The following is a 20,593-nucleotide window of genomic DNA, read 5'->3' on the forward strand; positions in this document are numbered from 1 at the left end:
GGCAGGAAAGCTGGGAGCCTGCTCCCGTGCAGGTGCCTCCTGCGGCCTGCCTACCTGCCAATGAGCGGCGGCGTTGCGGCCCGCTGACACGCTTGGCCATTGCTCTGGCAGACGAAGCCTGTGCACAGGCCGAAGTTCGGCTGGAGGATGTCAGGGGGGTGTTCGCCAGTTCCAATGGTGATGGCGCAGTGGTGGATGGTATTCTGTCCGCTCTGACCACGCCCGGGGGGGAGGTCTCACCGACCCAGTTCCATAATTCGGTGCATAACGCTGCGGCGGGTTATTGGACAATCGGCCATGCTATTCTGTCGCCTGTTGTCGCATTGGGGAGTTATGACTGGTCCTTTGCACAAGGGTTGCTCAAGGCTGCGGCAGAATGCGTGGTGGAAAATGCACCAGTGCTGTTTGTGGCGTATGACCTGCCCATACCGGGGCCAATTGGCAAAGTCCGCGTGACCCGCAATACATTTGGCTGCGCCTTTGTGCTGTTGCCGCAGGCCGGGCAAAACGCGATCTGCACACTGGATATAACCCATACGGCCAAAACCATGACGTATGATGAGGTCTCCTCCCCCCAATTGGCGGAACTTGCACGCACCAATCCGGCAGCGGGTGGGCTGGCATTGCTCCAACGGATTGCCAGCGTTCAGGCAGGTGCTGTGCATCTGGCCAGCCAGCCGGGAACCATTCGGGTTGAGGTGCTGCCATGTTAGAACGTGAAGATATTCTGGCCCGCATTCCCCATCAGGGTGCTAGTTGCCTGCTGGATACATGTTCATCCTGGTCGGATATTGCATTGTGTGCGCTCACAACTGCCCATTTGCGCCCGGATAACCCCCTGCGCAACGCAGGGCGGCTGAGCGTGCTGGTAGGGGCGGAAATGGCCATGCAGGCAGCAGCCCTTCATGGCGCGCTCACGGGGCAGACTATGGTGCGCACGGCTGGTTATCTGGCTGCCCTGCGTGATCTGCTGGCTGGCGCAGAGCGGCTGGATTGCGCAAATTATGGCCTGTTGCAGGTTGATGTGGTGCGCGAACAGATGGACAGTGCGGGCATGGTGTATGGTTTTACCATTCGGTCCCAGCCGGGGGATACACTCCTGCAAGGGCGTGGCACGGTCATGTTCCACCGCAGCACTGGTAGCGGAGAGAGTTTGTAATGAAGCGCGCTCTTGTTACAGGTGGCAGTAGCCCAATAGGTGCGGCCATTTGCCACAGGCTGGCCGCAGACAACCTGCATGTTCTGGTCCATGCTCATCATTCGGTAGACAAGGCGCGAGGCGTTGTGGAGCGTATACGTGCCGGAGGTGGTTCCGCCGAGCTATGGTGCTGTGATCTGGCCAGTGCTGAGGGAGCAAGGCAGGCTCTCGCTCCAGTGCTGGAAGCAGGCGTTCCGCAGGTTATTGTCCATAATGCCGGAACGCATGATGACGTGACCATGGCGGGCATGAGTGTTGCGCAGTGGCGGGACGTTCTTTCGGTCTCGCTGGATGGTTTTTTTAACGTGGTGCAGCCGTTGCTTCTACCCCTTACCCGTACCCGATGGGGGCGGATCATTGCCCTGTCCTCCATTACCGCGCAAATGGGTAACAGAGGGCAGGTGAACTACGCTGCGGCAAAAGCCGGACTGGAGGGGGCGGTACGCTCCCTTGCGCGCGAGGTCGGTAGTCGGGGCATTACGGTTAACGCAGTTGCGCCGGGAATTATTGCATCCCCCGCCACGGAAGTGGTGTTGAGTGAGGCAGATATTGCCGCCGTTGTTCCCGCCCGACGTGCAGGACAACCAGAGGAAGTGGCTGATCTGGTGGGTTTTCTGGCTTCAGCTCAGGCTGCCTATATTTCGGGGCAGACCATCGGGATCAATGGAGGTATGGCATGAACGGTTCGGACACTTCTCCACGCGCGTGTGATGTTCTGGTTATTGGTGGAGGTCCGGCGGGCAGTACGGCGGCCACGTTGCTGGCGCGGCAGGGCGTGTCGGTTATTATGCTGGAAAAAGACCCGCATCCCCGTTTCCATATTGGTGAATCCCTGTTGCCCTGCAACATGGCGCTGCTCCGTGACCTTGGCGTGCTGGACAAGGTGCGCGATATAGGAGTGTTCAAACCCGGTGCGGAGTTTGTGTCTGACCGGGGGGAAGGGCGACTGGCATTTCCTTTCCGCCATGCCATCAGCCCGCGGGACACACACGCCTATCAGGTCAGACGTTCCGAGTTTGACGAAATCCTGTTCCGTAACGCTCAGGCGCATGGAGTGGAAACGCTTGAGGGCTTGCGTGTAACCGAAGCCCGTTTTGCTCCCCGCCAGCCCACACATGTTGTTGCGCAGGATGAGGCAGGGCAGACCCATACCTTTACGCCCCGGTTTGTGCTGGATGCCTCGGGGCGTGATGGCTTTCTGGCTCGTCGCTTTCACACCCGGCATGCGGATAAAAACAACTCCACTGCCGCCATTTTTGCGCATTTCCGAAATGTTGTGCGCCGAGAGGCGGATATGGAGGGGTATATTTCCATCCATCTGGTTGATGATGGGTGGTTCTGGATGATTCCTTTGCGTGACAACATCATGAGTGTTGGCTTTGTAGGGGATAAAAATGCCTTTAGTGGTCAAACTGGCCCCAAAACAGACCTGTTCTGGAAAAAAGTAGCAGAAAGTCCAAGTGTTGCCGAACGTCTGGCCCCCGCTGAACAGTTGGGGGAATTAACGACAACCGGCAATTATTCCTATTGCGCAGACAAGACCTGGGGCGAAGGCTACTACATGATCGGGGATGCTTTTGCGTTCCTTGACCCTGTTTTTTCATCCGGTGTGCTGCTGGCTATGAAGAGCGCTTACCGTGGGGCCAGAGTGGCGCAGGCATGGCTACGCAACCCGGCGGAGGGGCGCAAGGTTGCCCGGCATGAGGAACAATGCACAAGGGCCGAAATGCGCCGTGTGGCATGGCTGATTTACGGGATTAATGACCCGGTTCAGCGCGAACTTTTTTTGAACCCCCGCAATGTCCTACGCATGCGGGATGCCATTATTTCGCTTCTGGCAGGGGATTTTGTTGGCCGCCTGCGGGTGCAGGTTCCTCTACTGGCATTCCGTGCGGTATTGCAGACCATGCGCTGGAAATGGGCGAGTAAGAAGCAGACAACAAACTGAGCCCCCTGTCTACTAAGGCCTGCTGCTTGCCAAGCCATACGTAATAGGCATTGTAAAAGGCAGCAAAGTCGGCAGGCTCTTTTTTCAACCACCACACAAGAGGCTGGCGATCCTTGGCTATGCGCGCATAGAGCGCTTGATACCAAACCAGGTTGGCATGCAGGTCATGGTAGCGTGGCTGCGCGAGGTAGCGCTTGAATGCCCGGTTATAATGGCCAAGCAGTGGGTCATCATAAAAAATGAGTGACAGATTGGTATTGTAGACCGCGTTTGGGTCACGCACCGGGTTGGAATCCAGAATAACGCCAGGTTCACCGGGGAGCCATTGGTTTTTGAGCAGCGTCTGGCGGGTTAACAGGTCGTGGAACAGGGCATGTAGGTCGCCCGGATCGTGGCGTGTGGCCCGGTCAAGCAGGTTGACCACCTCGTTTTTGGGAACAGGGAAGGTCAGGGCCGCTTTAAGAATGAACTGATGGACGGGTAGGTCATGCCAGAAGTCTGTTGCGGCCAGTGCATTATGGATCAGGTGGTTGCAGTTATCCTGCATGACATTGGTGTCAAACGTCTTGGGGCCATAATGATACAGGGCGTTCCGGCTGTTCAGAAAGTCTACAACCTGCGTCATCTGGTCCGCAGTCACAGGCAGGCGGGCACAGTAGCGCGCCCGACCATAGCTTACGGCATAATCCGTGCCGATAGAAACTTCATACTTCCAGTCCTCGGCTGTAGCATTGGCTGGTTTGTCGGCCAATGCCCAGTCGCGGAAAGTAATGGCGCTATAAAGCCCGTGTTGCCGGGCGGCGCTTTTGGTTGCCTGATACGTGTCGCGCGTAAGGCCTGCTCCGGGTTTGAGAATGCCATCGTAAAAAAATGTGCGCCCGGGCACGCCAACCCAGTTTGCATTGACAAAATGGGCGTTCATGCTCACGCCGGTTTCGCCCTGTGGGCAGGTTTTAAGCACGGGGTAGGCGGATGTGGGGTCCAGACATGCCCCATGCAAAAACAGAACAGCGTGCCCACCAGGCCCACCGGCGATATCCGCGCCATAACCGGGTTTTTTAGAAATTTGGGAAACAGCGCACAGTTCGGCCCATTGGGGGAACAGGGCATTATACGCATTTTCCTGCGGCAGGGGGCCGGGGGTATGAAAATTCGGTGGAGTGCAGCCTGCGAGTAAAAAACCTGCAATCAATACCGCGTAGGATGCTTTGTAAGAGGGCACACAAATTCTCGAAATCAAATGGAAGGAAACGTACTAACCCGCGTAAAGTGGCTGTTTCTGTGAGGTAAGGCAAGGTGTGGCGTCATCAAATAAAAACCATGCCGTGTTAGGGTGGGTATGTGGTGGAAAGCCTTAAATTGTTCACATGCTGTGCCATTTTGCTTTAAGCATGTGCGCTGATGCTGACCCTGTAAGGAAATTTGCGTGAAAAAGACGATCTGTGAACAGACGCCAGAACATAAGTCGGCGGCTTTGGCTCTGCTTGCTCTGTCATGTGGGGCTTTTGCCATAGGGGTAACTGAGTTCACCCCCATGGGGCTTTTGCCTGTTTTGGCGGATGGTGTGCATGTGAGTGTTCCCAAAGCTGGCGGGCTGGTGAGTGCCTATGCATTTGGGGTTATGGGGGGGGGCTCCGGTTATTACGCTGTTCCTCGCCCGTTATCCGCGCAAATATGCCTTGATCGGTCTGATGCTGCTCTATGCCGTTGGCAATCTGACATCCGCTATGAGTGCCACATACACTCAGTTGCTTGTGGCACGAGTGCTGACCAGTCTGGCCCACGGTGCGTTTTTTGGGCTTGGAGCCGTAGAGGCCGCAAGTCTTGTGGCTCCCAACCGGCAGGCCAGTGCTGTGGCCAGCATGTTTATGGGGCTGACGGTAGCCAATATTTTTGGCGTGCCCGCCGCAACATGGTTGGGCGATACGCTGGGATGGCGCACGGCTTTTGCCGCTATTTCCTCACTTGGGCTCGTCGCAGATGTTGCATTGATCTGCGCGCTTCCTTTAGCCGAGGCCGGACCACGGCCAGACGTGCGGGCAGAACTGAAAGCCATTTTACGCCCCAATACCCTTATGGCGCTAGGTGTTACGGTTGTTGGTGCGGGGGCCATGTTCGAACTTTACACATATATTGTACCCATGATGGAGCATATTACCAAAGCAGGCCCAACCCTGACGACCGCAGCACTGATGCTGATTGGTGTGGGGTTCAGTCTTGGTAACATTATTGGTGGGCGGGCGGCTGACCGCTCTCTGGTGGGAACATTGTTGACCGTCTTTCCATTACTGGGGCTGATCATGCTGGTTTTTCCCTTTGCTGCACAAACTCCCACCGGGGCGCTGATTGGTGTGTTTGTTTGGGGGACAGCCAGTTTTGCTCTTACGCCCGCCTTGCAGATCCGCACCATGACCGCAGCGCACGATGCACCAGCACTGGCCTCCGCAGTCAATATCGGGGCCTTTAATCTGGGCAATGCCTTGGGAGCTGCATTGGGTGGGACCGTCCTCTCGCTTGGCTTTGGGTATCCGATGGTCTCGGTCGCAGGGTTGGGTTTGGGCCTGCTGGGGGCCTTTATGGTTCTTATCTCCCGCAAAGGCAGGCTTGCTCCCTAATTTGGTTGGGTTTGTAATCCCTTCTTTGTTGCGGTCTCGTGGCGCCGATAGGTGGCATTCAAACAGTGCTGATGCATTGGATATGCCTGTCCAATAAGGAGCAATAGGCAATTTTTCAGCTCAAAACCGCCATTCATGTGGAAAGGATGCGTCTATCCTCGTGGGAATGGCCTTTGCTCGGCCTGCTTGATTTGAACCGCTGCAAAACAGGAGTTGAGAAAGATGCTCGACATGAAACGCGCTCTGGACCTTAAGGCGCTGGCCGCAACGTGCCCCGTTGCGCCGGGTGATTACCAGACTGCGCGCTATGCGTTGCCTGTAGCCGATGGCGCGGTTGGGCTGGAACTGGTTGCCCCGCAGGGGAGCGGGCATGTTGATGCGACGGATGAGGACGTTTTTGTATTTGTGCTGGATGGTCAGTTTTCCATCAATGCTCACAGTATGGTCGTGGGGCAGGGGAGCAAGGTGACTGCAGGCACGGCGTTCGACTGGTCTGCAACGCCCGGCACCAGAGTGTTTGCCATGCGTGTAAGGGAACCACACATGTCCGAACCGGGAGTGGTGCGGATTGATCCCACAGCCGCTATGTCTCCCTCCTCACCGCCCCCGGTTGAATATCTGACCGGGCCAACCCCAGCGTGCCAGAGCGCGCCTGCATGGCGTTCCTGCGATGGGCAGTTTTACGGTGGAATCTGGTCCGCAACGCCCTATTACCGGAAAAAAGTACCTTATGTGCATGATGAGTTCATGTACCTGCTCGAAGGCAGCGTGTCTTTTGTAAATGAGGCGGGAGAAGAGCAGACCTTTAAAGCCGGAGATGCGTTCCTGATCTGCCGTGGAGCCAGTTGTTCGTGGGAAAGCCGGGACGTGGTAAAAAAGGTATATGTTATTTTTCGCCCAACAGCCTCCTAAAGCGGAAATGACCATTGGCTTTTGCGGCTCTGCTTTGAGGGCAACGTAACAGGGTCTGAAAAAATAGTTATCAAAGCTGCCATCCTGCATGATGGCAGCTTTTTTTTATGTCTGGTGGGTGATGGCCCCAATCCTGTGTTTTAAGGAGCAATGACGTTTTGCGGGATTAAGGCGCGCAGCAAAAATGCCGCCTGGCTTACGTGATTATGAAAGGATGGTAGGCTTCGGGAGAATTTTACTCATTCCGGTATAAAAACGATATGATGTACTGTATAGCATAGGAAATCGGAGTATTCCGCTGTACTGATCTGCACATAATCATTCGGACAACTGGCGCTGTCTCACGCTTTATCGCCCTATTTGGGTGTTCCGGAGGATAGGCATGGCAAACACTCAAACTTCTCTTGTTGCGCGTAACGGCATGTTCGCGCGGCTGCCGCGTAATGTGGCTCAGGGGGGTATGTCCCGCTCCCTTGCTCTGCTGCTCTCGGTCTCATCTTTTACTGGTTTTGGTGGACTATATTGTTCCGGTGTCGGAACAGCATGGGCGGAAACCGACCAGCCTGCGCAGGCGGTCAAACGCAACGCCAAGGCGCTGCCGCGTAAAAGCGCCGCGCAGGCAAAAACTTCCACACAAAAAGCTGCGACCAACCAGAAAACTGATTCGGTTGTGTCCGCCAAAACGGAAGAAGTCGGGGTAACCGGGCACGTTTCCCTGCCTAATGGGGTTACCAACAGAACTCCGGGTGGGGGTATGATGCCTCCGCAGACCATTGCCAAATCCCGTAGCGGTCTTACGCGCGATTATATTGCCAAACAAAGCCCCACAAGCAACGTGGCGGCCCTTGTGGCCAGTCTTCCTGGGGTTGTTTATGCAGGCAATGACCCGCTGGGCACCAATGATGATCAGCAGGGCCTGACCGTGCGTGGCCTTAACCAGCAGGAAATCGGCTTTCTGTTTGAAGGTATTCCTGCTGCGGCCCCTGTATATTTGCTGCCCTACACCTCTGCTGCGGCAGATAACGAAAACATCCAGTCCCTGACCCTGACTCAGGGATCGCCAGATACGCGCTCCCCGCTGTATAACGCAGTTGGTGGGGAACTGTCTGAAACCATGCATGATCCGTCACACCATTTTGGTGGGCTGATTGACGCATCTTACGGTTCCTTCAGTCTGCGACGTCATTTTATCCGTGTTGATACGGGTGAAATTGGCAAGACCGGTGTGCGTGGTTTTGTTTCCTTCTCTCACCGTGTTGCGGATGAATGGCGCGGAGTGGGTGGAACCCAGCGCTACCATGTGGACATGAAGTTTGTAAAAGACTGGGGCAAGGATAACCACGCCGCCTTTGTCATGAGCTATAACGATGCCCAGCAGTATTACCTGCGTGCGCCAACCAAGGCGCAGTGGGATGCACAGGGTGTCAACTTTAACTACAACGATACGCCATTTGGATCTTCCCCCGCAAACTACTACAAGTATTCCGAAAACAGGATGAAGAAGTTTATTCTGGGCGCTCCGATCAACATGAAGTTTGATCACGGACTGGCGCTGGATGTCACACCGTACTTCACCTACTCCTGGGGGTATGACAATGGTGGCACCACGCTTGACCGGAATAACAGCTACCTTGGTCCCAACCCGGCAGGCCCGCTCCAGGTAGCTGGCACGTCAAACCCCATTGTGGCTGCGTCGATCGATACGTACAAATTGGCCTATTCCGGTATTAATGCCGCCCTGTCCTGGACGCGTGGGCATAATACGCTCACGGGTGGTGCGTGGTATTCCTATTTCGATCAGTCGGAACCGCAGAGCTATCAGGCAGTCACTGCGAATGGCGGCGTGCCGAGCATGTGGGGCAACAACCCCATTCTGACCGCTAATGGCAGTGTGCTGCGTACGTATGACATCCACCTTATCCAGCAGACAAACGCACTGTTCATCAACGATACATACAAGGCGTTTCATGACAGGTTGACGGTTACGGCCGGGTTCAAGGAAGTTATGATCACCCGCTCGGAAACCAACAATGTGCCGGGTGTGACCTACGCGACCGGGCAGAGCACTGCGGAGCCGCTGCCACAGTTCATGGCCAGCTTTAAAATTACGCCGCATGACCAGATCTATATTAACGGCACCTCGTCGTTCCGTATGCCTGCTTCCATCATGACCTATGCTGACCGTTACAGCATCAGCAGTGGTCAGTTGAGCTCCAGGCATGCAAGCAAGATCAACCCCGAGTTTGCTATTGGTGAGGAAATTGGTTTTAGGCACACAGGTTTTGCTAATGTGTCTGTTTCTCTTTTCAACTACAACTTTACACACAGGCAGTTGAGCACAACCACCTATCAGGGCACGCAGGCTATTTCTGAATCAATTGATGCAGGTGGCCAGACCATGCGTGGTGTGCAGTTGGAAGTCGGGCTACGGCGGTGGCATAACTTCAGCCCTTATTTTTCAGGGCAGTATGAACACGCCACGATCGACAGCAACCTGAGTACGGGTACAACCGACTATACCACAGTCAATCTGCCGACCAAAGGTAAGCGGGCGGTTAATACACCTGAATTCACCGCGGCAATTGGCCTGAACTACGACGATGGGTCCATTTTTGGTGGGTTCAACATGAACTATATCGGAAAGCAGTATTCGACGTTCATGAACGATGAATCTATCCCAAGTTATGAAACGTTTAACGTCAATATTGGCTATCGGTTCAAGAATATGTGGCTTGCAAAGCACTCACAGATCCAGCTGAACCTTCTCAATATTGGTAATAGCGGATACTTGTCTGGCACAAGCAGCATCAAAACCAATGCGCGTAGCATGGTGGTGAATGGCCATACTGTGGCCGGAAGTGCACCACAGTACTATGTTGGTGGTGGTTTTGCCGGTGTTCTTTCCTTCTCAACAGGTTTTTAAGCACTAAGTAACGGAGATATTGACGTGGGCCGTTTTCCCAAAGCGTTGACCTTTGATGTTGTTGGTACCCTGATCGATTTTGAAAGCGGAATGATAGACGCGCTTCAAAATCTGTGCGGGGTCACCATTGAGCGGGAGGCATTTTTGAGTGCTTATCGGGGGATGCGCGCACGCGCGCAGACCCTTCCTTTTCCGCAGGATCTCAAACCCATTTATCTGGAACTCGCTGCGCAGTTCGGCCTGCCGGAAAAAGAAGCCTACGCCGATGCCTTTGTCTACGCAGCAAAAGACTGGCCCGCGTTTGAAGACAGTGTGGAGGCCATGCAGCGGTTGGGCCGGTATTGCAAACTGGTGGCCATGACCAACACACAGCGTTGGGCTTTTTCCGGTATGGAAAAAACACTCGGGTTGCCTTTCCATGATTCAATCACGGCAGATGATGCGCTGTGCGAAAAACCGGATACTGCTTTTTTCGGGTTTGCGCGTGGCCGCCTGAGCCGGGATGGAATTCTGCAAGGAGACATTCTGCACGTAGCCCAAAGCCAGTACCATGATATTGGGGTGGCGCGTAAGCTGGGCTACACCGTGTGCTGGATTGAACGGCGCAAAGCCATTGGCGGGTTTGGCGGTACAATCGCGGTCGAGAGCCTGACCAAACCGGACTATCATTTTTCCACCTTGAAGGAACTGGCGGATCTGGCCGATCAGGGCGGCCTGCAGATGTTATACTCCTGAGGGGATAAAGGCATGGAAGTCCGGACCCTTGATGACGTACCAGCATCGGCCTTTCATTTACGTCTGGCACTTATTGCTGGTGGTGGGCCTTTTTGTGATGGCTACATTCTAGGTATTATTGGCGTTGTGTTGCCGCTTCTGGTTTCCAGTTTCCATCTGGGCGCCAACGCCACCGGGCTTGTGGGGGCGGCTTCGCTGGCCGGTGTGTTTGTGGGAGGTCTGGCCGGTGGTGTGACCTCTGACCGGTTCGGGCGCAAGATCCTTTACACCGTGAACATTCTTATGTTCACGGTCTTTTCCGCCGCCCAGTTTTTTTGTGCAAGCTTTGCTGGTTTGCTGGTCTGGCGCTTCCTTATTGGCATTGCCATTGGTGCGGATTACCCTATTGCCACGGCCTACGTGACCGAGTTCATGCCCAGACGTTGGCGTGGACCGGCACTGAGCGGGCTGATCACCTTCTGGTGGCTGGGGTATGTGTGCAGCTTTATTATAGGGTATGCGCTGCTTTCGTTTTTTCCCGATAACTGGCAGCTTATTCTTGGCTCTAGCTTTGTGCCGTCCCTGCTTTTGCTCCTGTGCCGTGCTGGCATGCCGGAATCTCCGCTCTGGCTGCTTAGTGTCGGGCGTGCTGCGGAGGCGCGGCAGATCGTCAAAACATTCCTGAAAATGGATATCGCGTTTGACGCTTCTTCCACAGCTCCATCCGCTGGGGGGATGCGGCAGGCCATGGGCCTGTTGTGGAGCCCACGTTACCGAGGATTACTGCTGTTTGTGTGTGCGTTCTGGATACTGCAAAGTGCGCCCGCATTTTCGATCCATACTCTACAAGCGCAAATTCTGGCGCAAATGCACCTGACCAATCCTATTCTGGCAGCTTGCGTTGTCACATGCTTTACGTTTTTGGGGATTTTGCCTGTTACATTCGGGCTAATCAACAAAATCGGGCGTAGAACACTCCTTATCTGGTCGTTCGTGCTGGCAGCATTATCCTTGCTGTTTATCGTTGTCTGGCCAGGGCAGGCGGGGTGGGCAATTCTGGTCGCATTTATTGTGTATTCTGCGGTGGAAGCCGCGGGGAGCGGCCTGCAATTCGTGTATCCTAACGAACTGTTCCCAACAGAAATACGCGGGACCGCTGTAGGATTTGCCTCTTCTGCCAGTAGGCTCGGTGCGGCTGTAGGTACTTTTTTGCTACCTGTCGGCGTGGCCCATTTTGGTGTTCGGGCTACTCTGTTTGCGGCTTTTGGCCTGCTGGCCCTCGGAGCTCTTATATCATGGCGGTGGGCGCCGGAAACTGCCGGGCTTAGTCTCTCCCAAGCCAGCCATATTACCCTTTCCTGATACGATTATGAGGAACGCGTTATGAAATTAACCTCCTATTGGCTGGAAACAGCACCATCATTCATAGGCAGCCCCATTGCAGCCATGCCCGGCGAGGTGGATGCCGTGGTGGTGGGGGGCGGTTTTAGTGGCCTTTCCGCCGCCCTGCGGCTGCGCCAGTTGGGGGCTTCCGTTGTTCTGCTTGAGCGCGAACATGTCGTGGGTGAGGCCTCGGGCAGGAATGGTGGCCATGTTAACAATGGCCTTGCCGGCAGCTTTTCCGTTGCATGCAAAAATATGGGTACGGAAAAAGCAACGGCACTGTACAAGGTTTTTAATAAAGCTGTTGATGCAGTTGAAACCCTTGTGCGCGATAATGCCATTGAATGTGATTTTGTGCGATGCGGCAAGCTCAAGGTTGGTAATTTACAGGCTCATCGTGCTGCTTTGCTGGCTGATTATGAACAGTTGCAAAAAGAAGCCGATCCAGACGTAAAGTTTATTGATGGTCAGCAGATCCGCCGCGAGTTGGCGTCTGACCTGTTCAATAGTGGCCTGATTTATCCCCATAGCGCACGCATGCATATGGGGCGTTTTGGCGTAGGGCTGGCCCAGTCGGTGCTTAAAGCTGGTGGGTTCATTTTTGAAAATACACCCATGACAGGGATAAAGTCAGGTAAAGGCGGGTTTGAGGTTGCCACCCCCCATGGCCCCATCTTTGCAAAAAACGTGCTTATGGCCACCGGGACCAGTCGGCATGGCCCATCCTGGTTCCGTCAGCGCATTATGCCTGTGGGGAGCTTTATTGTTGCAACGGAACCCATGGATGCATCCAGTCTTGAGCAGGTGTTGCCCGGTGGGCGTAATGTTGTGACCATGCAGAATATCCACAATTATTTTCGGGCCACAGCAGATAACAGATTGATTTTTGGCGGTCGGGCCAGTTTTTCCCGCTCACGCACGACAACGGATATCGCAAGTGGCCACATGCTGCTTGCTGCCATGCGCCGCACACTACCCGCCTTGCCAGATGTTAAAATAGATTATTGCTGGGGTGGGGATGTGGATATGACCGTTGATCGTCTGCCGCGTGCGGGTCAGTGGAACGGAATTTACTACACCATGGGTTATAGCGGACATGGCACCCAGATGTCTGTTTACATGGGGCAACGTATGGCCGAAGCCATGAGTGGCATGCCCGGCACCAACCCGCTTGCAGGGCGGTCGTGGCCCAAAATTCCATTTTATGGTTTGGCCTCCCACTTCCTGCCTGTGGTCGGCGCTTACTACCGGGCCAAGGATTATGTGCAGAATCTTGAGCCATAACCGTGTTGATCTTGTGCTCCAACAGTTTGTAAAAAATGGCATGATCCGTGCCAGCGTTTACAGGTTGGCTTATAGGACAGACACAAAAAAGGCAGGGATATATTCCCTGCCTTTTTTGTGGAAAAACCGATAAGGCTCAGTAGCCTTGGCTCCGATCCACTTTGGAGGGAAAGTCCCGCTCTCCCGCGAGGTAGCGTTGCACAGTATCAAGCAGCACGCACCCTGCGGTTTCGGTCTGGCTATTGCTCGCAACATGGGGGGTCACCATGACATTGGGGTGGTCCCACAAGGGGCTGTCAGCAGGGAGGGGCTCGGGGTCCGTTACGTCCAGAATGGCCGCGCCAATCTGCCCGCTATCCAGTGCTGCCAGCAGGTCCGCTGTAACAAGATGCGCACCACGTGCGACATTGATAATCTGGGCACCTTTGGGCAATCTGGCAAACAGGTCGGCATTGAGCATGCCCCGTGTGGCATCCGTAAGGGGCAACAGGCAGACCAGAATATCGGATGATGCCAAAAATGCATCCAGTTCATCTGAGCCTGCATAGCAGGTTACATTGGCAAGCGTGTGGCGCGAGCGTGACCAGCCGCTACAGTCAAACCCCGCATGGGCCAGAGCCTGCACGACTGGTGAGCCCAGCGTGCCCAGCCCCATAACACCCACCCGGCGTTGCGCAGCTATTTTGTTGTGCCTTGTTTTCCAGACATGCTGCTTCTGCTGCACAAGGTATGTCGGGATCTCGCGGTGTAATGTCAGGGTCGCCCATAGAACGTAGTCAACCATGCCGTCCGTCAGACCGGGTTCGATCATACGGATAATGGTAACATGCTCGGGAATTGTGTTCATATCGAACTGGTCAACACCCGCCCCAACGGAAAACAGAACCTCAAGGTTGGGAAAGCGCTTCAGCAGGTCCGCTGGAGGTTCCCATGCGGCCATAAACCGCACGTCTTCGGGAGCCCCTGTTTCTGGCCATACATGGAAGGCAAGGTCAGGCAACGCCTTGTTGAAAAGTGGCTTCCAGACCTCTGCGCGTTCACGGGTGGATTTGAGCAGAAAAGACATAGTGTAGTTTCCTACAGAATAAAGGGTAATCGCGCGTTTGATTAGCAAAGGGCCTGGCTGCAAAGGGCAAAGCAGGTGGGGGACTGGGCTGAGGTATCGTTCTCGGTTTCTTCGGTCACCATGGATACAACAGAGCCCACGCGCAGCAGGCCCCATTGGTCCAGCAACCCGGCTACGGTTTCGTCCTGAGGAATATCGACCCGTAGGAACTGCCCAGCACATGTGCCCGCCCAATAGGCCAGCATGGGCAGGGCAAAAGTCTGATCCAGCGCAACAATAGGGCCTGTGGCCTGCCCCCAGCCGAATTTACGGCAGAAGGAAAAACCCAGGATTCCTTTTTCTGAATCCACCAGAATGCCGCGTCCATCCTCCATAAGCCGCAGGAGCAGGGCGGAGCGGTCAAGCTTGAGGGCGGCCTGGTCCATGGCGCAGATTGCACCAAGGTCGGCCGCTCCCATCGGGCGCATGCGACAACCTTCGGGCAGGGGGATCAGTGGCACGGTGGAAACATTACCCTGATGCTGCATGACGACGCCCGTGGAGTGAAAGCCACTTTTTTCGTAGAGAGGCACTCCGGCGGATGTCGCGTTGAGGTGGAGCCGATAACCCGGCAAAGCCTGCCGCGCCAAGGCCATAAGGTGCTTGCCCACGCCATGGCCCTGCCACGCTGGGCTGACAATAATCATGCCCATGCTGGCAGCCTGTGTGCCCCACTGCCACCACAGGAGTGTGCCCACCACAGAGCCATCAGCCGTTGTGGCAACAAAGCCGTTGCCCAGAGCAAGCATTTGCTCCCAGTCTTCCAGCCTGTGGGGCCATGCTAGGTCTTTGGAGAGCTGCCAAGCCTGCGCAAGGTCTTCGGGCTGCATGGAGCGGAATGTGATCTGGGTATGCAGGACAGGGGGAGAGGTGGCGGTCTGGGTCAAATTTTCTGCTCCGGGAAAAAGTCCTGAATCGGAAAAGATTCTTTTACGATAGGGGATTTTATCACGATATAACTGAAGTACTTCTCGATCCCGATGTTCAGCTCAAGAAGGTTTTCCATAATAATCTGGTAATGCTCCACATCGCGGGTAATGAATTTGACCAGATAGTCATACCCCCCGCTAATAAGGTGGCATTCCACAACGGTATCAAGCTTGCTGACGTGGCTTTCAAAGCGTGCAAAGTCATGGCGTCTGTGGTCAGAGAGGGTGATTTCCGTAAAAACCGTCAGAATGGACGTAATCTTACGGATATCAATCTGCGCGCCGTAGCCTGTTATGTAGCCCGCAGCCTCCAGCCGCTTGACGCGGATGAGGCAGGGGCTGGCCGAAAGACCAACCCTGTTGGCAAGTTCAACATTGGTCAGCCGACCATTGCGTTGCAACTGCGTGAGAATTTTAAGGTCAATTCTGTCCAGCTTTGGGGTGGGCTGCATGGCAGAGACGATCTCCAGAGCAAGGATGGGTCAGCCCCGCGGCGGGGCTGATAAACACTGATCAGAATGTTCCGGATGTCAAACGTCAAGCCCGCCGAGGTGCAGACTCTTCGTTTCCATGAACTCTTCCATACCAGCATGTCCGCCTTCACGCCCAAGGCCGGATTCCTTGACCCCGCCAAAAGGCACGCTTTCCATGGAAATTGCACCGGTATTGTGGCCAATCATGCCAAATTCCAGCGCTTCTCCCACGCGCCACAGACGGCGGATGTCGTTGGTGAAAAAATAGCTTGCCAGTCCAAAAGGTGTGTTGTTGGCAATTGTTACGGCCTCTTCCTCGGTTTTAAAGCGGAACAGGGGCAGCACGGGGCCAAATGTTTCCTCGTGTGCAACGCGCATGTCGGTGGTGACACCTTCAAGCACAACCGGCCATACAAAGCGGCCTTCCGTGCGCAGGGGAGCCCCCACGTAGCGGGCACCTTTGCTCAAGGCATCTTCCACATGGGCACGCACCTTGGCCACGGCAGCATCGTTGATTAGTGGTCCAATTGTGCTCCCGGGTTCCATGCCCGCACCAACCTGCAGAGCCTCAACCTTGGCCATAACGGCAAGGAGCAGGCGGTCCCATATGCCGTCCTGCACCAGTACGCGGTTGGCACAAACACAAGTCTGTCCGGCATTGCGGAATTTGCTTTGCATAATCCCTTCGGCCGCAGCGTCCACATCCGCATCATCAAACACCAGGAAAGGCGCATTGCCACCCAGTTCCATACTGCATTTTTTTACGGTAGCAGCGGATTGTTCGAGTAGAATTTTACCCACGCCAGTAGAGCCGGTAAATGTGAGCTTGCGCACAACCGGGCTTTCGGTCAGCACTTTGCCCACGGCTGCGGGCAGACCCGTAATAACGCTTAGCAAACCTGCGGGCAGGCCCGCGCGTTCTGCAAGGACGGTAAGAGCCAGAGCAGAAAAGGGCGTCAGTTCGGATGGTTTGATCACCATGCTGCACCCTGCGGCAATGGCAGGCCCACATTTGCGGGTGATCATGGCCAGAGGAAAGTTCCATGGCGTAATGGCGGCTGTAACACCTATGGGTTGCTTAAGCACCAATACGCGCCGGGCCGGGTCTGCCGTGCTCAGAATACTGCCTTCGCTCCGGCGCGCTTCCTCGGCGTACCATTTGAGAAAAGAGGCTGCATAGCGGACCTCACCCCGCGCTTCGGCCAGAACCTTGCCCTGCTCGGTGGTCATAATTTTGGCAAGGTCCTCCACATTGTCCATAACAAGCTGGTACCATGTGGCCAGCGCTTCCGCCCGCTGTGTGCCAGTTTTGCTGCGCCACGTCAGTTGCGCAACGCGGGCGGCCTCAACCGCTCTTTGAGTATCTTCTGCTGTGCAGGCTGGTACGGAGCCAATAATTTCCCCCGTTGCGGGGTTGTCCACATCAATGCATTGACCATCCGCCGCATTGCACCACGTACCTGCAATAAAGGCCTGCTGGCGGAAGAGTGTGGAATCATGAAGATCGAGTAGCGCCATGGTGTTCTCCTAATAATAAAGGGGTCAGGATAAATCTTGAGCATGTAAGTGGCAGGCGATGTGTGCGCCCGAAGGGGCCTGCCATGTGTGGGGGGGAGCCTGCGCACACTCTGCCACCGCAACCGGGCAACGCGGCATGTAGCTGCACCCCGTTGCCGGTGCGCGTTCCGCTCCGCTCTGCCTAAGACCGTTGTGCTGGATAACCCCGTCCAGCCAACCGGGTTGCATCTCGGGCACTGAGTTTTCTAGCTTGCGGGTATAGGGGTGGTGCGGTGGTACGTTCAGGGCGGCAGCCGTGGAAAATTCCACGCAATGTCCCGCATACAGAACAGCCACATGATCACAGACCGACCGCAACGCGTGCAGATCATGCGTGACAAACAGCCATGAAAGACCGAGTTCCCGCTTGAGTTCCATCATCAGGTCCAAAATGGCAGCAGCCACCACGGTATCGAGTGCGGCAGTTATTTCGTCGCACAGGACAAGGCGGGGGCGTGCAGCCAGTGCACGGGCGAGGTTTACCCGCTGCTTTTGCCCGCCAGAAAGCTGGGGAGGGTAACGCCCGGCCAGAGCCTGAGGCAGGCGCACCATATCCAACACCCGCTTTATGGCGGCGTCAGAGGCATCTTCGTTATAAAATGTCAGCACACGGCGGAGTGTTGCTTCCACGGTCATGGCGGGGTTGAGCACAAGGTCAGCGTTCTGCGCGACCAGTTGCATGTGCTGGCGCTGCTGTGGAGTGCGTTCCTCAATTCTGGCCGGCAGGGGCTGGCCATCAAACATCATGCTCCCATCTGCCCATGGCTGGATGCCTGCCATGGCCCGAATGAGTGTGCTTTTACCGCACCCGGATTCACCGATAATGCCTAATGTTTCTCCTGCACAGACCGGCAGGCTGACATTATCCACAATGGTGTGCGTGGGGCGGCCATTGGCCATGGGGGGGCCATAGCCAACGACCAGATTTTTTATATCAAGCAGCGGTGCGCTCAGGGGCGGGGAGTCATGGTTACGCAGGTGGGGTTGGCTGGCGGCAACAAGCTGCTGGGTATAGGGCTGTGCGGGTTTGCTCAGTATCTGCCGGGTCGTGCCTTCCTCCTGCACATTGCCGTTTTTGAGCACGACGGCGCGGTCAGCCATCTGGGCGACAATGGCCAGATCATGGGTGACGTAAACGCCAGTAAACCCACACTGCCGCATGGCTACGCGAAAAGCCTCCAGCACTTCTATCTGGGTTGTAACATCGAGTGCTGTTGTGGGTTCGTCAAAAATAACCACTTCAGGCTCGGTTATCAGAGCCATGGCAGCCATGATCCGCTGGAGTTGGCCTCCCGAACATTCATGTGGGTAACGCGCACCAATGGTATGGGGGGTGGGCAGCGCCATCATCTCGAACAGGGCTATTGCGTGCTCCACCGCCTCCTTGCGTGGGAGAATATGGTGCGCGAGGGCTGGCTCAATCACCTGCTCCATAAGGGGCAGGGCGGGGTTAAAGGCAGCACCGGCGTTCTGGGCAATATAGGCGATTGTTTTGCCCCGAAAGCTGCGTAATTCGCTTGCATTCATGGTGCGCACATCATGCCCGGCGACCCGGAGTTCGCCCTGCGCGATGCGGCAACCCGCCCGGGCATAGCCGGTCAGGGCAAGGGCTATGCTGGTTTTGCCCGAGCCGGATTCACCGATCAGGGCCAGCATCTCTCCTTCCGCCACATCAAAGCTGACATTGGAGACAATAGGCGTTTCTGGCCCCGTGCCCCTGCGGCCGGTCAGGCACAGATTTTGCACCGAGATCAGGGGCGGGGGGGATGTGGGGTTCTGCCGGGTCATTGGCGGCGTCCTTTGCCGTCCAGAGCAAGGTTGAGCCCCACGGTCAGGCATGCAATGGCCAGCGCGGGGGCAATAACGGCAGGAGCGCCGTAAACAAGACCCAGCAGGTTCTCACGCGTGAGGGAACCCAGGTCCGTCTGTGGGGGTTGCAATCCAACTCCCAGAAAGCTCAGGTTGCTCAGCAGCCTTACGGCGTAAATGAACCGCAACCCCACATCGGTCAGAACGGGACCGGTCATGTTGGGCAGAATTTCGCGCACGACCAGATATCCGGTTTTTTCCCCCCGCATGCGTGCAGCCAGAATAAAATCTTTCTGCACAATGGACAGGGCAAGCATCCGGCATGTGCGGTAGGAGCCAGGCATGTAAATACAAGCCATTGCCAGCACCAGAACCGGCACAGATGAGCCAAAAGTCGCCACCGCCACTAGTCCGCTCAGCAGGGATGGAATGGAAATGACCCCGTCCATAAAGCGCGAAAGCAGGGTGTCGGTCATGCCTTGCTGCAGGGCTGCCATCATGCCCAGAAAAGCTCCTGCGGTACAGGCCAGCACCGTGGCTGCCGCACAGAGCAGCACGGTGCTGCTGGTGCCGTAGAGCAGGCGGGTCAGCACATCACGCCCCAGATAGTCTGTCCCCAGCAGGTGCTGGGCAGATATGGGGGCAAATACTGTTGAACTGACAACCTCTCCGGGCAGGCACGGAGCAATGAAAGGGCCTGCAAAAGCCACAGCCAGCCAGAAGAGCGTAATAACGACTGGCACCTGCAACAAAGGGGACAGGCGGCGCAGGGGCAGGGTAAGCGTCATGCGCGGGTCCTTTCCTGCGTGGAGAACAGGGCCACAATATCGGCCAGAGTGGTCAGCAGCAGATAAGCAGCGCAAAAAATGAGCGCGCAGGTCTGCACCAGCGGAATATCGCGCGAGGCCACGCTATCCACCATCAGGCTGGCAATTCCGGGGTAATGAAAAACAGATTCCACAATCACCACGCCTCCCAGAAGATAGGAAAGGCTGAGCGCCATGACATTGAACAACGGCGCTATAACATTGGGTAAAACATGGCGTAGAATGATCGCCGTGGGGGAGACCCCCTTGAGCACAGCCATTTCCACCCATGATGAACTGAGAACGTTCACCATAACCGCGCGGGTCATGCGTGCCATCTGGCCTACAATCACGCAGCCAAGTGTTGCAACCGGCATGGAAAACGCTGCCAGAAATGACCCAATGGAGTGAATGTCACTAATGCTGGCAAGAGCAGGTAACAGATGTAGTTGCACAGCAAAAACAAGAACTGCCAGTGTAGCGACCAAAAACTCCGGCACGGAAACCACGCAAAGGGTCAGCAGGGACACAGCACGATCAAAAATCGTATTGCGGAAGATGGCAGAGAGAGTGCCCAGCGCTAGAGCCATGGGAACGGCAAACAGGGTTGTAATGCCCGCGAGTAAAAGCGAGTGAATCAGGCGTTCATGCACCATGCTCATGACGGACTGGTGGCTGACCAGCGATACGCCAAAATCCCCCCTGAGCAACCCACCAGCCCAGCTTGCAAAACGCAGGATAACGGGCTGGTCCAGCCGCAGGCTGTGGCGCAGGGCTGCCACGGAATCAGATGTTGCAGCCTGCCCCAGCAGGGACTGGGCAACATCTCCGGGTAGGGCAGAGGTAATAAAAAAGACCGCCACCACCACAAAAATCAGGGAGACACAGGATGCGCCAAGCCTGCGGGCAATCGCCATGCCGAGCTTTGCGGTCATGG

16 protein-coding genes and 1 pseudogene are annotated in these 20,593 nt (G+C 55.7%); 10 read left to right on the forward strand and 7 right to left on the reverse strand.

The annotated features are described in order from the left end of the window. Positions 1-26 precede the first annotated feature (26 nt). From GOB86_RS08225 to GOB86_RS08270, 10 genes and pseudogenes are all read left to right on the forward strand, one after another. Positions 27-713 carry a beta-ketoacyl synthase chain length factor gene (locus GOB86_RS08225; RefSeq protein WP_253544030.1) on the forward strand — a complete coding sequence of 229 codons (687 nt, stop codon included), beginning with the start codon at positions 27-29 and terminating at the stop codon, positions 711-713. Next, positions 707-1,159, forward strand: coding sequence for a phosphotransferase (locus GOB86_RS08230; protein WP_165991866.1), 453 nt, complete (start codon positions 707-709; stop codon positions 1,157-1,159). Before GOB86_RS08225 ends, GOB86_RS08230 begins: the two co-directional genes overlap by 7 nt. Continuing rightward, entirely contained in the window at positions 1,159-1,878 is a 720-nt protein-coding gene (gene fabG / locus GOB86_RS08235) for a 3-oxoacyl-ACP reductase FabG (RefSeq protein ID WP_165991867.1), read from the forward strand. Before GOB86_RS08230 ends, fabG begins: the two co-directional genes overlap by 1 nt. Beyond that, positions 1,875-3,146: a tryptophan 7-halogenase gene (locus GOB86_RS08240; RefSeq protein WP_165991868.1), complete on the forward strand. Its 1,272-nt coding sequence runs from the start codon at positions 1,875-1,877 to the stop codon at positions 3,144-3,146. Before fabG ends, GOB86_RS08240 begins: the two co-directional genes overlap by 4 nt. Positions 3,147-4,584: 1,438 nt before the next feature. Further along, positions 4,585-5,761, forward strand: a pseudogene (locus GOB86_RS08245) (MFS transporter). A gap of 222 nt (positions 5,762-5,983) precedes the next feature. Next, complete coding sequence (locus tag GOB86_RS08250; RefSeq protein WP_165991869.1) at positions 5,984-6,673, forward strand: cupin domain-containing protein; 690 nt, start codon at positions 5,984-5,986, stop codon at positions 6,671-6,673. A 382-nt stretch (positions 6,674-7,055) separates the two neighbouring features. Further along, a complete protein-coding gene (locus GOB86_RS08255; protein WP_242012561.1) occupies positions 7,056-9,596 on the forward strand; it encodes a TonB-dependent receptor in 2,541 nt (846 codons plus the stop codon). 24 nt (positions 9,597-9,620) lie between these two features. Next, positions 9,621-10,331, forward strand: a complete 711-nt coding sequence (locus tag GOB86_RS08260) for an HAD-IA family hydrolase (RefSeq protein ID WP_165991870.1) — start codon at positions 9,621-9,623, stop codon at positions 10,329-10,331. A 12-nt stretch (positions 10,332-10,343) separates the two neighbouring features. After that, on the forward strand, positions 10,344-11,672 hold the full coding sequence (locus tag GOB86_RS08265; RefSeq protein ID WP_165991871.1) for an MFS transporter: 1,329 nt from the start codon (positions 10,344-10,346) through the stop codon (positions 11,670-11,672). A gap of 21 nt (positions 11,673-11,693) precedes the next feature. Beyond that, positions 11,694-12,977: an NAD(P)/FAD-dependent oxidoreductase gene (locus tag GOB86_RS08270; protein ID WP_165991872.1), complete on the forward strand. Its 1,284-nt coding sequence runs from the start codon at positions 11,694-11,696 to the stop codon at positions 12,975-12,977. A gap of 136 nt (positions 12,978-13,113) precedes the next feature. Here the strand turns inward: GOB86_RS08270 and GOB86_RS08275 are convergent, their stop codons facing one another. The 7 genes from GOB86_RS08275 to GOB86_RS08305 form a co-directional block, all read right to left on the reverse strand. Next, positions 13,114-14,043, reverse strand: a complete 930-nt coding sequence (locus tag GOB86_RS08275; RefSeq protein WP_165991873.1) for a 2-hydroxyacid dehydrogenase — start codon at positions 14,041-14,043, stop codon at positions 13,114-13,116. 41 nt (positions 14,044-14,084) lie between these two features. Next, complete coding sequence (locus GOB86_RS08280; protein ID WP_242012562.1) at positions 14,085-14,969, reverse strand: GNAT family N-acetyltransferase; 885 nt, start codon at positions 14,967-14,969, stop codon at positions 14,085-14,087. Further along, positions 14,966-15,463 carry an Lrp/AsnC family transcriptional regulator gene (locus GOB86_RS08285; RefSeq protein WP_086646813.1) on the reverse strand — a complete coding sequence of 166 codons (498 nt, stop codon included), beginning with the start codon at positions 15,461-15,463 and terminating at the stop codon, positions 14,966-14,968. Before GOB86_RS08285 ends, GOB86_RS08280 begins: the two co-directional genes overlap by 4 nt. A 78-nt stretch (positions 15,464-15,541) precedes the next feature. Beyond that, on the reverse strand, positions 15,542-17,002 hold the full coding sequence (locus GOB86_RS08290; protein WP_165991874.1) for an NAD-dependent succinate-semialdehyde dehydrogenase: 1,461 nt from the start codon (positions 17,000-17,002) through the stop codon (positions 15,542-15,544). 24 nt (positions 17,003-17,026) lie between these two features. Further along, positions 17,027-18,829, reverse strand: coding sequence for an ABC transporter ATP-binding protein (locus GOB86_RS08295; protein ID WP_165991875.1), 1,803 nt, complete (start codon positions 18,827-18,829; stop codon positions 17,027-17,029). Then, positions 18,826-19,638, reverse strand: coding sequence for an ABC transporter permease (locus GOB86_RS08300; RefSeq protein WP_165991876.1), 813 nt, complete (start codon positions 19,636-19,638; stop codon positions 18,826-18,828). Before GOB86_RS08300 ends, GOB86_RS08295 begins: the two co-directional genes overlap by 4 nt. Beyond that, positions 19,635-20,591 (reverse strand): ABC transporter permease, encoded by a 957-nt coding sequence (locus GOB86_RS08305; protein WP_165991877.1) that lies wholly within the window; start codon positions 20,589-20,591, stop codon positions 19,635-19,637. Before GOB86_RS08305 ends, GOB86_RS08300 begins: the two co-directional genes overlap by 4 nt. Positions 20,592-20,593: the final 2 nt, after the last annotated feature.

This window comes from Acetobacter lambici (genome assembly GCF_011516885.1).
Classification (GTDB): Bacteria; Pseudomonadota; Alphaproteobacteria; order Acetobacterales; family Acetobacteraceae; genus Acetobacter; species Acetobacter lambici.

Bases quoted from the DNA above. Each gene is read 5' to 3' on its own strand.
- GOB86_RS08295 (WP_165991875.1), bottom strand. From the start codon at position 18,829: ATGACCCGGCAGAACCCCACATCCCCCCCGCCCCTGATCTCGGTGCAA.
- GOB86_RS08305 (WP_165991877.1), bottom strand. From the start codon at position 20,591: ATGACCGCAAAGCTCGGCATGGCGATTGCCCGCAGGCTTGGCGCATCC.
- GOB86_RS08250 (WP_165991869.1), top strand. From the start codon at position 5,984: ATGCTCGACATGAAACGCGCTCTGGACCTTAAGGCGCTGGCCGCAACG.
- GOB86_RS08230 (WP_165991866.1), top strand. From the start codon at position 707: ATGTTAGAACGTGAAGATATTCTGGCCCGCATTCCCCATCAGGGTGCT.
- GOB86_RS08265 (WP_165991871.1), top strand. From the start codon at position 10,344: ATGGAAGTCCGGACCCTTGATGACGTACCAGCATCGGCCTTTCATTTA.
- GOB86_RS08285 (WP_086646813.1), bottom strand. From the start codon at position 15,463: ATGCAGCCCACCCCAAAGCTGGACAGAATTGACCTTAAAATTCTCACG.
- GOB86_RS08240 (WP_165991868.1), top strand. From the start codon at position 1,875: ATGAACGGTTCGGACACTTCTCCACGCGCGTGTGATGTTCTGGTTATT.
- GOB86_RS08275 (WP_165991873.1), bottom strand. From the start codon at position 14,043: ATGTCTTTTCTGCTCAAATCCACCCGTGAACGCGCAGAGGTCTGGAAG.
- GOB86_RS08300 (WP_165991876.1), bottom strand. From the start codon at position 19,638: ATGACGCTTACCCTGCCCCTGCGCCGCCTGTCCCCTTTGTTGCAGGTG.
- GOB86_RS08290 (WP_165991874.1), bottom strand. From the start codon at position 17,002: ATGGCGCTACTCGATCTTCATGATTCCACACTCTTCCGCCAGCAGGCC.
- fabG (WP_165991867.1), top strand. From the start codon at position 1,159: ATGAAGCGCGCTCTTGTTACAGGTGGCAGTAGCCCAATAGGTGCGGCC.
- GOB86_RS08270 (WP_165991872.1), top strand. From the start codon at position 11,694: ATGAAATTAACCTCCTATTGGCTGGAAACAGCACCATCATTCATAGGC.
- GOB86_RS08255 (WP_242012561.1), top strand. From the start codon at position 7,056: ATGGCAAACACTCAAACTTCTCTTGTTGCGCGTAACGGCATGTTCGCG.